11 protein-coding genes are annotated in these 14,181 nt (G+C 72.3%); 4 read left to right on the top strand and 7 right to left on the bottom strand.

What is annotated here, in order from left to right:
- The first annotated feature begins 1 nt into the window (after position 1).
- Both ACSUZJ_RS15625 and ACSUZJ_RS15630 read left to right on the top strand, forming a co-directional pair.
- Entirely contained in the window at positions 2–1,585 is a 1,584-nt protein-coding gene (locus ACSUZJ_RS15625; RefSeq protein ID WP_499409664.1) for a hypothetical protein, read from the top strand.
- Between the two features lie 2 nt (positions 1,586–1,587).
- On the top strand, positions 1,588–2,034 hold the full coding sequence (locus ACSUZJ_RS15630; RefSeq protein WP_499409666.1) for an SH3 domain-containing protein: 447 nt from the start codon (positions 1,588–1,590) through the stop codon (positions 2,032–2,034).
- Positions 2,035–2,042: 8 nt separating this feature from the next.
- Here ACSUZJ_RS15630 and ACSUZJ_RS15635 read toward each other — a convergent pair whose 3' ends face one another.
- Complete coding sequence (locus ACSUZJ_RS15635; protein ID WP_499409668.1) at positions 2,043–2,510, bottom strand: GNAT family N-acetyltransferase; 468 nt, start codon at positions 2,508–2,510, stop codon at positions 2,043–2,045.
- Between the two features lie 116 nt (positions 2,511–2,626).
- On the opposite strand from ACSUZJ_RS15635, the gene ACSUZJ_RS15640 reads away from it, so the two are divergent.
- Both ACSUZJ_RS15640 and ACSUZJ_RS15645 read left to right on the top strand, forming a co-directional pair.
- Positions 2,627–3,580 carry a PP2C family protein-serine/threonine phosphatase gene (locus ACSUZJ_RS15640; protein WP_499409670.1) on the top strand — a complete coding sequence of 318 codons (954 nt, stop codon included), beginning with the start codon at positions 2,627–2,629 and terminating at the stop codon, positions 3,578–3,580.
- A 210-nt stretch (positions 3,581–3,790) separates the two neighbouring features.
- On the top strand, positions 3,791–5,110 hold the full coding sequence (locus ACSUZJ_RS15645) for an FHA domain-containing protein (RefSeq protein WP_499409672.1): 1,320 nt from the start codon (positions 3,791–3,793) through the stop codon (positions 5,108–5,110).
- A 443-nt stretch (positions 5,111–5,553) separates the two neighbouring features.
- Here the strand turns inward: ACSUZJ_RS15645 and ACSUZJ_RS15650 are convergent, their stop codons facing one another.
- From ACSUZJ_RS15650 to ACSUZJ_RS15675, 6 genes are all read right to left on the bottom strand, one after another.
- On the bottom strand, positions 5,554–7,866 hold the full coding sequence (locus tag ACSUZJ_RS15650; protein ID WP_499409674.1) for an SUMF1/EgtB/PvdO family nonheme iron enzyme: 2,313 nt from the start codon (positions 7,864–7,866) through the stop codon (positions 5,554–5,556).
- Positions 7,867–7,873: 7 nt separating this feature from the next.
- Positions 7,874–10,063: a coiled-coil domain-containing protein gene (locus tag ACSUZJ_RS15655; protein ID WP_499409676.1), complete on the bottom strand. Its 2,190-nt coding sequence runs from the start codon at positions 10,061–10,063 to the stop codon at positions 7,874–7,876.
- Between the two features lie 83 nt (positions 10,064–10,146).
- Complete coding sequence (locus tag ACSUZJ_RS15660; RefSeq protein ID WP_499409678.1) at positions 10,147–11,163, bottom strand: hypothetical protein; 1,017 nt, start codon at positions 11,161–11,163, stop codon at positions 10,147–10,149.
- Positions 11,160–12,242 carry a hypothetical protein gene (locus ACSUZJ_RS15665; RefSeq protein ID WP_499409680.1) on the bottom strand — a complete coding sequence of 361 codons (1,083 nt, stop codon included), beginning with the start codon at positions 12,240–12,242 and terminating at the stop codon, positions 11,160–11,162. Before ACSUZJ_RS15665 ends, ACSUZJ_RS15660 begins: the two co-directional genes overlap by 4 nt.
- Position 12,243: 1 nt before the next feature.
- Positions 12,244–12,798, bottom strand: coding sequence for a hypothetical protein (locus ACSUZJ_RS15670; protein ID WP_499409682.1), 555 nt, complete (start codon positions 12,796–12,798; stop codon positions 12,244–12,246).
- A gap of 1 nt (position 12,799) precedes the next feature.
- Positions 12,800–14,101, bottom strand: a complete 1,302-nt coding sequence (locus tag ACSUZJ_RS15675) for a hypothetical protein (protein WP_499409684.1) — start codon at positions 14,099–14,101, stop codon at positions 12,800–12,802.
- Positions 14,102–14,181: the final 80 nt, after the last annotated feature.

The raw sequence follows: 14,181 nt of genomic DNA on the forward strand, positions 1-14,181 counted from the left end.
CATGCCGGTCTACGTCCAACACGAATCCCTTGGCAAGGTGAGCGATGTGTTCAACGCCGAAGCCTTGTGGCAGGCGCCTGGCCTGGCGCTGTTCGCGCGCCGCCCGCTGCTGCGCGACCTGCTCGAGCGCGCGCCGCGCGAGCAGCGCGGACGCGCGCCTACCCGCTGCTTCTCCCACGTGACCCTGATGCTGCCGCAGGACGAGGTCGACGACGACCGCCACCTGACCCGCGGCGCCCGGGTACGCGACCTGACCCAGACCCTGCAGTCGCTGCACCAGAAGGACTTCGGCGACCTGCTCGGCGCCGACGAGGTGCGCTACCACGTGGTCGGCTCGGAAGCGCTGGAGCCGGGCCAGGTCGAGGTCAAGTTCGGCCATGCCGTCTACCTGCCGGCCCCTGGCGAGCAGGTGCAGTACTCGGTCAGCGTCTCGCGCGACAGCGCCATCTGGGAAACGGTGTGCCCCATCTACCCGGGCCAGCGCCTGACCGTCCTCGGGCACGACGCCGCCAGCGCCACCCACGCGGTGCCGGGCTGGCCCTTCGCGCTGGACGGCGCCATCCTCCTGATCAACGACGGCCCGGACGCACCGATCGAAGTGCAGGTGCGCCCGAAGGACGCGTTCGAGTGCCATTTTGATGCCGCCGGCGGCTACTACACGATCCGCACCCGGCGCGGCGATGCACCGGGCAGCACGGGGCGCCTGCTCCTGAGAATCACGCCCAGCCAGCCGGCCATGACGCAGATCCCGCGCATCGCGCAGGCCACGCAGCTTGCGCCCCGTCCGGCCGCCACACCGCCTGTTTCCGCCCCGGTCCGCGTGCCGGCCGTCTGGAAGACGCGCGCACGCACACTCGACGACGCCGACCTGACCGCCACTCCGGCCCTGCAGCGCGCGCACCCGAACGCCGGCAGCGAAGCGACCTTCGCCCCGGTGGCGCGCCAGCGCGTGGCCCTGGCGGCGCTGGCCCTGCCGCGCCTGAGCCGCTACCGCGAGACCGGCGCCCAGCTGCTCGAATTCGGCCTGGACCGCAAGCTGGCGGTGTGCGCGCCGGGCGAGGACTGCCTGATCGGCTTCGCGGTCGACGAGGCCGACGAGGTCTACGCCATCGGCGCAGGCGGGCGCCAGCGCATCGGCGTGCCGAACCGCTTCGCGCCGCTCGATGGGCTCGAGCTGCGGGTGCTGGCGCCCGCGCCCGAGATGGCGGATCGCTACAGCGCCCTGGTCTGCCTGCCGCAGGCGCCCTCGCTGCCGGTCCCGGGCGGCGCGCGCATCGCCTTCGGCCGCGGCACGCCCGCCCTCGGCGCCCTGCGCGTGTTCGACAACGCCTGCCTGCGCGGCGCCGACGGCATGGACGCCGGCAGCGCCGACCGCCTCGGCCTGTCGCGCGAGGCCTTCACTTTCGAGGCCGGGCCTGACGGCTGGCGCGTCGCGCGCCAGTCGCCGACCCAGGCCCTGTTCCACCTCGACGAGCGCCTCGGCTTCGTCGCCGCGCTCGATGCTGCGACGCTCGAGGCGCCCTGCCTGGTCCCGGCCGGGCACCACATCGTCGCCGGCCATTACGTGCTGCGCATCGAGGCGTAAGGATGCCCGCGATCCTCACCCTGCTGGCCTGCTGTGGCGCCGCGCTGCTGCTGACGCTGGCGCTGTCAGCCTGGCTCACGCCGCGCGCCTGGTGGCGCCGCGCCAACGCGCGCGCCCTGGCCGTGCTGGTGGCCGGAACCGGGGCATTCGGGACCGCGCTATGGTGGTGGGCGGCGCCTGCCGGCACCGCGCCCCAGCCGGCGGTCGCCGTGCACCAGGACGCGCCGCTGCCGGGCCGCAGCTACCGTGTGGCCGATGCGCTCAACCTGCGCTCGGCCGTCGGCGTCGGCGCAGCGCGGGTGGCGGTGCTGCCGGCGGGCTCGGTCGTCACCGCGACCGGCAGCCAGGATGGCGACTGGTGGCGCGTCACTGCCCAGGTCGAAGGCGCCGCCGTCGAAGGGTGGGCCAGCAGCCTGTGGCTACGCCGCGCGGACGAGCGCAGGCGCTGATGGGATCTTCAAGCCGGCGTAGCTGGCGTGTAGCGCATCGGGTTGAAATACAGTCCCTTCACGCATTGCGTCGGCGCCGTGCGCACGAAGCCGAAGGCCTCGTACACGGGCACGGCATGGTTCGAGGAATTGACGGTGAACTCGCCCGAACCGCCGCGCGCCACGGCCTCGCGCCGCGCCACGTCCCAGAGCTGGCGCGCCAGGCCGCGCCCATGCCAGCGCTTGTCGACGAACAGGTGGAACAGGTGGCTGTTGGCGCGCACGCCGATGAAGCCGGCCAGCGCCGCATCCATCTGCGCCACGTGGTAGACGTGGCCGCTGTGCACATAGGCGCGCAGCCCGTGCTCGTCGTTCTCGCGCAGGAAAGTCGCGGCGCCTTCCGGCGTCGATTCATGGACGATGAATTCGCTGGCGGCGTCGCGCAGCAGGCGGGCGCACAGGGGGAGATCGGCTTCTTCGAGAGGTCGGATCAGCATGAGGGGTGCGGGCTTTGCCAAAACCCTAAGTTACCATGCTATACGATACCATGGACACCTTGCGGCGGGCTGCGGCCCGTTCCCATCAACCAGCCTGCCTGAACAGGACACGCGTCATGTTCGAAGGACTCGATTTCGGCCCCCACCTGGACGTGGCGGCGAGGAGCAGCATCGGCGCCGGCCCGGTCCTGCGCGCCGAGAACCAGGACAACTGCGTCCTCATCGATACCCGGGGCCGGGCTGCCTTCCTGGCCGGGGGCGCGCCGCAGCGCGTGCAGTTGCCTGGCTGGCCGCCCGGTCACGTGCGCCTGGCCGTCCTCGACGGCATGGGCGGGCACGGCCACGGTCGGGAAGCCGCCGAAGCCGCCGCCGCCGGACTGCTGGACATTCCGGCCTGTACCGATCTCGACAGCCTGTGCGCCCACCTCGACGCCCTGCACGCCGCGCTGCAGCGCCGCTTCGACGCGCTCGGCGAACCGGGGCCGCGCCCCGGCACCACGCTGACCCTGCTCGAGATCGCCCCCGGCGGCCAGGCGCTGCTGTGGCATGCCGGCGACTCGCGCCTGCTGGAGATCGGGGCAGGCAGGGTGAGCCCGCTCACGGTCGACCATGTGCCGGCCACGGCTTACGCAATGAGCGGCCTGCTCGGCGAGGCTGCGTGGTGGCGCCAGGTGCACGGCGAACACTGGCCGCAGATCGCCCAGGCTTTCATCCTGGGCAATACCTTTGCCGATCCGCTGCGCCTGGACGACGGCCTGTTTGCGCTCACCAGCGAGAACCTGCCGCCCTGGCTGCACGCCCTGCCCGACCGCCGGGCCCTCGCGCTGCGCCCGGACGCGACCTGGCTGCTTGCCACCGACGGCTTCTGGTCCTGCACCGACCCTCAGGAATTCGTCGCGCGCTGGCCGCGCCTGCTCGGCCGGGGCGACGCCGCGGCCGGGGTCGCCGCGCTGTTTGACGAGATGGAAGCGCGCCCGCCGGTGGGCCTGCAGCCAGATAACCTGACCGCCATCGTGTTGCGCTGCCGCCCCGCGCGCCGCGACGAAACGGCACTGCCGGAAAGCAATTGATTTAGAATAGGAAATAGTGCTTTAAGCCAATTTTCGCCGGCCAGGCGCGCGCCATTGCCGGGCTAAAACGCGTAAGCTTGCCCTGTCCCTGAGCCCGCCAGTCCCATGAACCGTTGCGCCAATCCTGATCATCCGCATTGCACTGTCTGGGTCCTGCCAGGGGACGGAACCTGCGCGCACGGACACCCGCAGCCGGCTTGCGCGGAAGCCATGAGCGCGCCCGAGCCTGAAGCCGCCGCCGCGGCGCCGATCGTCGCCCCGGCGCTGCGGCGCCCGCACCTGCATGTCAGCGGTTTCGACCCACGCGCCGCCGGCGGCCGCCAGGTGCTCAAGCTGGAATTGCGCGGCATGCCGCCGGACTGCGCCCCCCAGGTGGCGATGCTGGCCAGTTCGCGCCTGCGCCTCGAAGGCGGCGAGCGCCACAGCTTCACGCGCACGCTGCGCGGCGACTGGCTGCCGGTCTTCCTCGAATTTTCCTCGCGCGGGCTGGAGCACGGCCAGTACCGGGTCGAACTGGAACTGCACAGCCGCACGCGGCCGGCGCGCTCCTGGCAGGCCACCCTCCTGATCCTGGCGCCGCGCCTCGACGCCAGCCTGCACGAGATCCACCAGACCTTCCTTGCCACCCACAAGAACGTGCGCGTGAGCGCTGACGACGCCTCGATCGCCCGGGTCAATGCCCGCCTCGATGCCCTCCCCGGCGGCCGGGTCGACATCGATGTCGCCGCCAACAACGCCGGCATCGCCCACCTCGACCTCGACGCGCGCGGCGGCAAGATCGACCTGGGCTTTTCCAGCATTGCCTGGGACGAAGAGCTGCTCGAGATCGACCTGCCCGCCGAGGAGTCCAGACACCCCTGCCCGGCCAGCAGCGCCTGCCTGGAATTCGCCGGCGCCGGGAGCGCGCGCCCCCGCTGGCTGCGCCTGTTCGCGCTCGACGAATGCATACTCGGCCGCCACGACGGCGATGCCGACATCCGCCTGATGCACCACGACGCCACCGGCCCCGCCCGCGACGGCCTGACGCGCCGCCTGTCGGCGCGCCATGCGGTGATCCGGCGCGGCCGCGAGGGTTTCGAGATCGAGGACGTGTCGCGCTACGGCCTGCTGGTCGACGGCGCCTGGCCGGGCAAGCACAAGAGCATCACCCTGCGCCCGGGCATGCGCATCGAACTGACGGCCAGCATTCCGGGCATTGCGGTGCTGGAGGTGACCGCCGTCCTGCCGAACGCGATCCTGCTGCACCGGCTCGACGCGGGCATGGCGCACGAGGCCTTCTACATCGTCGACCCCGAGCGCCAGCCCGGCTTCACGCCGCGCCTGGGCGCGCTCGGCCTGCCGCTGCTGTTCCACCGCGACGGCGGCTTCTGGCATGCCGATCCGGGCAGCGGCGTCGACACCCCGCTGACCCCAGTTACAGCGCCCGAGCGCCTGCAGGGCTGGCCGCGCGGCGCGCGCTTCGCGGCGCGGGCGTATCCGGACGGGCGTAGCGGACAGACGCCTGCGGCGGCGGAGCGTCACGTGTCCTGATTCCCTGCGTCGGCCTCGACAGTAGGGTGGGCACTCCGTGCCCACGCGGAAAGCCGCATCGAGTCAGCCCTGCTCCCATCGAGAACGACGCACGAAGACAGCGCCAACAATGATCATCCAGAAGCGCTGGCGACTATCGAGGCGTGCGTTTCCAAACGCGGCCAACGGCGCGCACGCTTTCGCGTGGGCACGGAGTGCCCACCCTACGGTCGGCATGCGCGACCGCTCGCTCTCTAATGCCCCTGCGGCAGCAACACCAGGAAGATGAGGGCGCAGCCCGCCAGCAAGGCCGCCTGCAGCCCGAAAACAATCATCGGGATGCGGAGATGTTCGGGGATGTTCATGACGTGTCCTTTCGTACGACGCTAAAAAGACCGTTTTGAAAGTTCTCAGGCTACTCCGGGCGCCAGGACACGGCGCACGCTAGCCCGCAGGCATCGCCCTCAGGATTCGTCCTCGGAAGCCGCGGCGGGCAGCTCGCGCGCCACGCGGAAACCCACGATGTCGTTCGACATCACGGCCGAGAAACCGTTGCGCAGCGCAGAGCGCAGGTAGCGCGGGTTGTAGAGCCAGGAACCGCCGCGCAGGATGCGCCGGGCCCGCTCGCCGCCCTCTTCCCAGGCGCTGCCGTCGAGCGGCGCGCCCTCGTAGCTGTCGTGCATCACGTCCTGCACCCATTCCCAGACGTTGCCATGCATGTCGTGCAGGCCCCAGGGGTTGGGCGGGAAATGCGTGACCGGCGTGGTGCCGCGCCGGTACGCGCCGCGCGCTCCGCCGTTGTAGGTGAAGTTGCCGTCGTAGTTGGCCAGGTCGGTGTGGATACTGTCGCCGAAGCTGAAGGCGGTCTTCGTGCCGGCGCGGCAGGCGTATTCCCATTCGGCTTCGCTGGGCAGGCGGTAGCGCTCGCCCGTGGCCTCGCTGAGCCAGGCGAGGTAATGCTGGGCGTCGACCCAGCTCACGCCGACCACCGGATGGTCGTCGGTTTGCGGGAAGCCCGGTGCCGCCCAGTCGACCTCGCCTTCGGAGCGCCAGCCGGTAGCCTCGGCAAACAGCCGCCACTGCCCGACCGTCACCGGATAGCGCCCCAGCGCGAAAGGGCGCGCGATGCCGACCCAGTGCTGCGGGGTCTCGCGCGCCAGCCAGTTCTTCTGGGCGCCCGCCGCCATCGCGATCCTGCGCTCGTGCTCGGGCGAACCCATCTGGAAGCGTCCGGCGCGCAGCACCACCAGTTCCGGCCCCTCCGCGCTGCCGTCGAGGAAGCGGTCGCGCATCAGGACGGGGGCGGCCGCCGCTGTCGGCGCGGCGGCCGGCGCTGGTGCGCCCGTTTCGCCAGGCGCACCCGCCCTGGCGCGCGTGCGCTCCTGCTCGGCCAGGTAGGCCGCCGCGGCCCTGGCCTGCAGCACCTTGCGCTGGGCCTCCTCCTGGGCCTGGCGCGCCTTCGCGAGCTCTTCCGCCTGGCGCGCGCGCAGCTGTTCGCGCAGGGCTTCGCGCCGGGCGCGCCGCGCTTCCTCGGCCTCCTGGCGCGCGCGGCGCTCCTGTTCGCGGCGCAGCCTGTCGGCCGCGGCCTGGGCTGCCACCGCGGCGGCGGCCTCGCGGCGGGCCTGTTCGTTCAAGGGCTGCGGCGCACGCGCCGGCCGGGCTGGTTCAGGCGGCGCCGGCTCCGTCGCCGCGGGAGAGGCAAGGTCCGCTGCGGGCGCCGCGTCCACGGCTTCGGCGCCCGCAGAGGAAGCGGCTTCGATGAGCGCTGCATCCGGCTCGTCCGCCTCGTCCGGCTCCCCGAGCTCCACCCTCTCCAGCAGCATCAGGAGCGCCGACACGCTTTCCGGGCGCGCGGCCGGATCGTGGGCGAGCCCGCCCAGCAGTGCGCGCCACTGCGCCTCGTCGAGGGCCGCCGGCCGCGTCGCCGCCCCGACCGAAGCGGCCGGCAGCTGTCCCGCCACCATCTGCTGGATCATCGCCGCCACCGCGTACACGTCCAGCGTGCGCGCCGGCGCCAGGTTCGGGGTGGACGCTTCCGGCGCCCGGTAGCCCGGCGTGCCCGATACGCCGGGCGCTTCCAGCAGAGACACCGCGCCCTGACCCTTCCTCGCCCGCGCCGCGATGCCGAAGTCGAGCAGCTTGACCTCGCCCCGCCGGGTGACGAAGACGTTGGCCGGCTTGATGTCCCGGTGCACCAGGCCGTGCTTCTCCCAGGCGTAGTCGAGCGCCGCGGCCACCGGCGCCAGCAGCGCCAGCGCCCGGGCCAAAGGCAGCGGCGTCTCGCGCGCCAGCAGGGCGTCGAGGTCCTCGCCCTCCAGGTGTTCCATGATGACGAAATAGCTGGACGTGGCCGGGTCCTGGGCCCAGTCGTAGACGCGCACGATGTGCTCGTGCGCCAGGCGCCGCGCGCGCGTGGCCTCCTGCACCAGCAGCTTGGCGTGGCTGGCGCTCTCGGTCAGTTCCGGCGACAGGATCTTCAATGCGACCTGGGCGCTGTGGCCCAGCTCCGCGTGGGTCGCCAGGTCGGTCGCCTGCCAGACCTGGCCCATGCCGCCGTGCGCGATCAGGCGCTCGAGCCGGTAACGGCGGTTGGCCGGACCGACCTGCTGGCCCTGCATCAGCCCGAGCTCGGTGCCGCGCGCCGCCTTGTCTTCCGGGGGGAGCGCGTACACCGCATCGAGGATCGCGTTCTTGCGCTGGTCGAACTCCTGGCGGCTCAGCAGGCCGTCGTCGTGCAGCGCGCGCAGTTCGCGGATCTTGTCGATGGCTGTCTGCATCGCCGGCTCAGTCCTGCAGTGCCGCGCCGCAGCTGGCGCAGAAACGGTCGCCCGCGCGCGCCGGATGCCCCTGGGCGCAGCGCCGCGCCTCCTCGACCGCCTGGACCAGCGCGCCGGCCACGCTGGCCTGGGCGCCGAGCGCCGTCTTGTTGACGTCGTTCTGGAGCGTGAGCAGGTCGATCTGGTGGCGCCTGTCCTTGTCGACCTCGCGGTCGCGGCGCAGCCGCTCCTGCTCGGCCGCTTCCTGGGCCAGGCGCGCCGCGTCCACCGCCTTCAGTTCGCCGCCGGCCGCCACCACGCCGGCCAGGGAGGCGAGCTGACCCGCATCCATGGTCGCGTGCACGCGCGTCTTCATGTAGTCGGCCAGCACGGCCGCATTCGGCGCGGCGGCGACCGCCAGTTTCGCCGTGTCGTCCAGGCGCCCGATGGCTTCGGCGCGCGCGATCTCGATGCGCGCCAGTTCGAGCGCATGGTCGAGCTGGGCCGCGCGCTCGGCGCGCTCGTGCCCCAGGCGGCGCAGCTCCTGCTGCCACTGCGCTTCCTGCTCGGCGCGGCGCAGCGCGTGCTGGCGCTCCCCGGCCATCAGCTCGACTTCCTTGGCGCGCTGGGCCTGGCGGTGCTCGGCCTCGATGGTGCGCAGCAGTTTCTCGTGCTGGGCGACCGCGTCCTGCTGGCCGCCCTCGCGCTTCAGGGCATCGATCTTCTGCTGCACGCGCTCGGCTTCCAGGCTTTCGGCGCGCTGCAGTTCGCGCATGCGCTGCTGCCCCGCCAGCTCTTCCCATTCCTGTTCGCGTTCAAGCGCGCGGCGGCGCGCAGTGTTCGCCAGCGCCAGCAGGCCCAGTTGCGCGGCGTGCTCTTCCTCGTCGAGCGCGCGGGCGCGCCGGGCAGCGAGGTCTTCGGCGGCGCGCAGGCGCGCCAATTCCTCGCGCTGGCGCGAGGCGTCCGCGATCTCCTTCACCTGCTCGACCTTGTTGCGGATCTGCTGGAGCAGCAGGGTCTGGGCGAAGCGCTGCTGGGCGAGCTGGCGCGCGCCGATCGCTTCCTGCTGCGCCACCTCGAGCGCGCCGCGCATGCGGATCTGGGCCAGGGCCTGCAGGTGCCGCCATTCGGCCTCCTCGCCGGCGCGCTCGCCGCGCTTCTTGGCAAAATCGTGCTCGAGTTCGGCCAGCACTTCGCCGGCCCCGCGCTCGATCGCCTCGCGGCGCGACTTCGCTTCGGCCACCCGTGCATACAGGTCGATCTCGCGCGCCCGGATGCCGTGGGCGCGCTCGGCATTGCCGAGGGAAAGTTCGGCCCGGTCCAGCGCTTCGTCCTGGCGCAGCTCCAGGCGGCGCAGGCGCAGGCGCGCCTCGTGCTCCTCGCGGCGGATGCGCTGCCATTCCTGTTCGTCGTAGAGTTCGTCGAGCTGGCGCGCATGCGCCATCTGCACGCGGCGCTCGTCGGCCGCCAGCCACAGCGTGCCGATGCGCGCGCGGTTGGCGTCGAACTTGTCGTGGCGCAGCGCCAGCGTGTCGACCCCGGCCACGCCCAGACCGTACTGGGCCAGCAGCAGGCGCAGCGCCCCCTGCAGGCGTTCGTCGAACTGGGGACGCAGGTCGCGGTTGGCGGCCATCTCGCGCAGCGACTGGGCGCCGACGAACTCGGCGGCCAGCTGGCGCACGGCCGGTTCGAGCAGTTCGCGCAACTGGGCGCTGCCGACCACGCCGGGCATGGTCATGAAGTGGCGCGCAAAGGCCGGCACGTTCTCCACGCGCAGGCTGACGGTGAAGCGCGCCGCCACCTGCAGGTGTTCGACCGTCTCCAGGTCCTCGAACGCGAATTCGACCGGCAGCGCGCTGGTCCGCGTGATCAGGATCTCGGCATGCCCGTCGCGCAGCAGGTGGTTCAGGCGCGTGAAGAAGCCCTCGATCTCGTATTCGCCCTGGGGCACTTCGGTGGCCTGGTCGCCCTGCAGGATCCAGGCGCGCGCGGTGGCAGGCACGCGCAGCGTCTTCACGAACAGGCCCGAAAGCGCGTTCACGCCGAAGAATACGGCCAGCTCGTCGGGACCGGCAACCCAGCGGTTCTCGACCAGCACCGGCTTGTTCCGGGGCGCGCCCAGCGTGATGCCGCAGGCCGCGCAATAGCCGGCGCCGCCCGCATTCTTGTGCTCACAGCGCGGGCACCGGGCGCCGCCAAAACCGAACATCTGGAACATGATCCGACTCCATCCTCAGGTAATCCCCAGCCCGGCGATTCTAGCAGCCGGGACAGTACCGGGCCTTGCGCGCGCAAGACCTCTCAAATAATGCCGATCCGCTCGACACAGGCCAGGCTTGCGCCTTTCGCGCGCAGCGCGTCGCGCAAGCCGGGGGGCAAGCCGCCCTCCCAGGCGCGCGGCAGCAGCACGCGGTCGCCAGCCGCCGCTTCGCGTTCGATCAGCGCGCATTTCGGCGCCAGCCCTTCCACGCCCTCGACCTGGCCGGCGTGCCAGGCGTTTGATGCGCCGCTGGCGATGATGCGCCCGCGCGGCAGGAATTCGCGCCCGCGCGCCATGCGGTCGGCCAATACCAGCGCCAGTTCGTAGGAGTTCCCATGCAAGTTGTCCTGGCCGAAGCGCACCGTGGTGCGCCAGCGTGGAGCTGTCTCGCCGTCGAAATGGCGCGCGCCCGCCAGGGCCTGGCGCAGCGCATGCTGGCGGGCGCTGTCCAGGCCCGGGGCCGCGATCGCCTCGTCCTGGGGCACCGTGCCGGGTTCCAGCGGGTAGACGCTGACCTCGACCCAGCACAGGCTGTCGTTGATGCCGCCGCTGTGCAGCGGGAACCAGGCGCGTGCGCTCGACACCGACTGCGCCACGTCCGGCTGGCCCGACAATGCACCAAGATGGTGCAAATGCCGGGGGCCGCCGAGCAGCGCGTCCGCCGGCGGATGGCGCGCGTCGTGGCCGTCGATGCGCCCGCGCTGCCACTGCTCGGACCAGCCCAGCGCCAGCGGCGCGGCGCGCAGCGGCAAGACCCCACGCACCATGCGGTCGGCCAGCACCACCGCCAGTTCCCAGTCGCGTTCGTGGGCGCCGGGCGCGCGGTCCATGCTGATCAGGACCTGGTCGCGGCTGTCGTAGCGCGCCTCGGTGTGCCGGGCCAGGCGCGCCACCTGCTGCATGCGCGCGGCGATGGCGGGGGCGCCGGGCGCGCTGCACTTGACCTCGGCCAGGCTGCCGCGGGGGCGGCGCGTGGCCGTGACCGTCACCACGCTGCCGTCGGCCAGCAGGCTGCGGCATTGGGCGGTGTCAGGACGGGTGTGCGGCTCGGCCTTCATGCCTGCTCCTTCGGCGCGACCAGCTTGCGCCCGTCGAATTCGTGTTCGAGGTTGGCGACGATGCGCTCGGCGTCGTCGAACAGCAGCGCCAGTCCTTCGTCCCCGGCGCGCTCCAGGCGCGCCAGCAGCGCCCAGGCTTCGTCCAGCGCGGCGGCGGCGCGCACGCTGTGGTGGGCCCGGCGCGACTGCTGCTCGGGCGCCAGCGGCTGGCCGGGCGCGGCCAGCGCCAGGGCCGGCATGCTGGCCGCCGCCAGGCAGGCCAGGTCGAGGCGCTGCAACAGCGCCTGCTGCTGGCGGAACAGCGCCTGCCCGCTCGGCAGCGCCGCCAGGCGCAGCCGGCACATCACGCAGGGCAGCTCCAGGAACAGGCGGCGCAGGGCCCGCGCATCCTCCTGGGCCGGGTCGAAGGGCTGCGCGGCCGCTGCCTGCGTCCGGGCGGGAGCGGAAGGCGCGGCCGCGGGTTCGGCCCCGATGAAGGGCTCGTCCTGCGCCAGCGCGGCGCGCGCACGCAGCGCCTGGGCGTAGTCGCGGCTGGCGCCCAGGTCGACCGGCACGCAGTCGTCCACCGTCAGGCCGAAGCGGGTATAGAGCAGCTGGTTGAAGCCGGCGCGGAAGGCATTCCACTCGTCGAGCGTCGTGCACGGCGGCAGCTCCAGGTTGCCCTGGGCCAGTTCGCGCTGCAGCGCGTCCTCGATGCGCGCGCGGAGCTCGTCCAGCACCAGTTCGCCCGCCGCCTCGCTGGCGAGGAAGAGGTCGAAGCGCTGCTGGGTCATGCGTGGATCCGCGCTGTCGATGGCGAAGTGCACGCGCAGGCCGATCTCCGGCGCCTGCGCGAAGGGCAGCAGCTCGCAGCCGTAAGGGCCCGGATGGAAGCACCAGCCGCTCTCGCCTTCAACCAGGGCGATGCGTCCGCCCGCGCTGATGCGGCGGGTGTGGCCGGCGCGGTCGACCGCCACGCCGACAGTGGACGGCGGCAGCACGCAGCCGGATCCGATCGGCCGCGCCAGCACCCGCTCGCCCAGGCCCGCCGCGTCGAAACCTGGTGCGCGCCCGATCCGCCTGAACAGGTCGAACATCATCTCAGGCCGGCACCACGGAAAAGGCCGCGCCATGGCCCTGGAAGTGCGCGGCCGGCGCCTGCGCAAAAGGCCAGGCGCCTTCGCACTCGCCGTCCGCATCCAGCCGTCCCTGCAGCACTTCCTGGCCGGCGCCGTCGAGCACGCGCAGCAGCGCTGATTCGCGCAGCAGGCGCGCCGCGAACGGAGCCGCCGGCGCCAGTTGCAGGATCACGCGCCGCGCGCTCCCGCTGCCCAGGAAGTAAAGGCGCCAGTAGCCGTCGTCGGTGGCCAGTTGCTCGAGTTGCGCGCCGCTGTCGGCTGCGCGCAGCATCCCGGTGCTGCCCTGCCAACCGCCGTCATTGGCGGCCGCGCGGCGCGCCAGCGCCAGGCTGCGCAGGCGGCGCGCCGTCAGGGGCGAAGCCTGCAGGGCCGCGCGCTCGCCCGCGGTGAGCGGCCGGCTGCCGTCCAGGGCGGCGAGCAGCACGGCGTCGCCCAGCACCAGGCGGTCGCCCTCCACGCGCCGGCCCAGCACCAGCCGCTCCTGCAGTTTGCGCTCGATATCGCTCGTCGTCTTCAATTCATCCTCCCGTTCGTGGTGCGGCCAAGAGGCGCGCGATGGCCGCGTCGCGCCGCTTGCGCAGGGTCGGCAGCGAGACCCCGTCCAAAGCCGCCAGCTGCTGCATGGTCGGCAGCGCGCCGGTCGCCGGATCGCGCCAGGCCTCGGGATAACTGTCGTCCTCCCCGCCCAGCAGCTTCAGGTAGACCGCCAGGCGCACCGGCAGCGTGTCCGCCGCCAGCAGGCGGCCGATCGGGCTGCCGGGGTCCTCGGCGGCGCGCGCCGCAGGCATGAAGCCGGGGGGAAGTGAAACCGCTTCCGCCCGCAGAGCAAGTGCCGGCCAGTCTTCAAGCGCGGGCGAGGGATCGGGCAAGGCGGGCGGCGGCACGGACACCGCCACATCGAGCTCGTCCTCGCGCGCTTCCAGGACCAGGTCGGGTCCCGGGGTGCTGCCCTGCGCCGACTCGTCCAGCACCCGCCAGTAGTCTTCCAGCCAGGCGCCGGCGGCGTCCTGGTCGTGCAGCCAGTCGCCGTCGCGGTTGCTGGAGATCGCCTCGTACTCGCCGATCTCGGCCAGCATCTCCGCGATCTTCTGCGGGCTGTTCTTCAGGCTCTCGAAGCGCTTCGACTTCGTGTGCAGGGGCCCTGGCGAGCCGGTGAAGCGCTCCAGGGTCTCGCTCCAGCGCATGATCCACTCCGGGCGGCAGCCGGCGATCGACTGCAGCTGGCGCACCTCGATCGGGATCGAGAACTCGACCGGCCGGCCGAGGATGGCCCCGACCTGGGCCGCGTTCTCGTGCCAGCCGGCGAACAGGCGCGCCACCTCGCCATAGGCGGTGTCGAGCATGCGGTAGGCATAGATGCGGTTCGGGCTGCAGGGGCGGCCGCAGGCGGCCTGGTAGTTGTCGGCGTCGACCTTGTCGCGCAGGACGGCGAACATGTCGTTGACCTTCTTGCGCAGCAGGGCCTCGCCGCCGGGCTGGCGCCAGAAGCAGGGGGCGCGCGCGTGCGCGCTCCCCAAAGCCGTGCGAAATGCCTCCCAGTCGCCCGGCCGCGCCGCCAGTTCATAGGCCAGCAGCAGGGCCAGCTCGCCGACCGTGTCGCCATAGCTGTTGCCGCTCGCCTGGAAGCGCGCCGTGCGGCTGGACGCGTGCAGGCATTCGGCCAGCAGGTCGACGTACAGCGCCAGCGCCTCGTCCAGGGGCGCCGGGGCGAGCAGTTCGGCGGGGTCGCAGCGCGCAAAGGCGCCGAGCGAGCAGGCGCCCAGCAGCTTGCGCACCTGCTCCCAACCAGGTTCCTGATACCGGGTTCCCGGCAAACGCATAGCGTCCTCTTGAGTCAAATGGCATATCCGGCAAACAATGGATGTTGCGGATTTTGCTAATCGAGCAAATCATGCCATAG

It is taken from the genome of Telluria sp. B2, from assembly GCF_051789535.1.
Lineage (GTDB): Bacteria > Pseudomonadota > Gammaproteobacteria > Burkholderiales > Burkholderiaceae_D > Telluria.

Coding starts and splice junctions, on each gene's coding strand:
- ACSUZJ_RS15625 (WP_499409664.1), top strand. CDS start 2: ATGCCGGTCTACGTCCAACACGAATCCCTTGGCAAGGTGAGCGATGTG.
- ACSUZJ_RS15630 (WP_499409666.1), top strand. CDS start 1,588: ATGCCCGCGATCCTCACCCTGCTGGCCTGCTGTGGCGCCGCGCTGCTG.
- ACSUZJ_RS15635 (WP_499409668.1), bottom strand. CDS start 2,510: ATGCTGATCCGACCTCTCGAAGAAGCCGATCTCCCCCTGTGCGCCCGC.
- ACSUZJ_RS15640 (WP_499409670.1), top strand. CDS start 2,627: ATGTTCGAAGGACTCGATTTCGGCCCCCACCTGGACGTGGCGGCGAGG.
- ACSUZJ_RS15645 (WP_499409672.1), top strand. CDS start 3,791: ATGAGCGCGCCCGAGCCTGAAGCCGCCGCCGCGGCGCCGATCGTCGCC.
- ACSUZJ_RS15650 (WP_499409674.1), bottom strand. CDS start 7,866: ATGCAGACAGCCATCGACAAGATCCGCGAACTGCGCGCGCTGCACGAC.
- ACSUZJ_RS15655 (WP_499409676.1), bottom strand. CDS start 10,063: ATGTTCCAGATGTTCGGTTTTGGCGGCGCCCGGTGCCCGCGCTGTGAG.
- ACSUZJ_RS15660 (WP_499409678.1), bottom strand. CDS start 11,163: ATGAAGGCCGAGCCGCACACCCGTCCTGACACCGCCCAATGCCGCAGC.
- ACSUZJ_RS15665 (WP_499409680.1), bottom strand. CDS start 12,242: ATGATGTTCGACCTGTTCAGGCGGATCGGGCGCGCACCAGGTTTCGAC.
- ACSUZJ_RS15675 (WP_499409684.1), bottom strand. CDS start 14,101: ATGCGTTTGCCGGGAACCCGGTATCAGGAACCTGGTTGGGAGCAGGTG.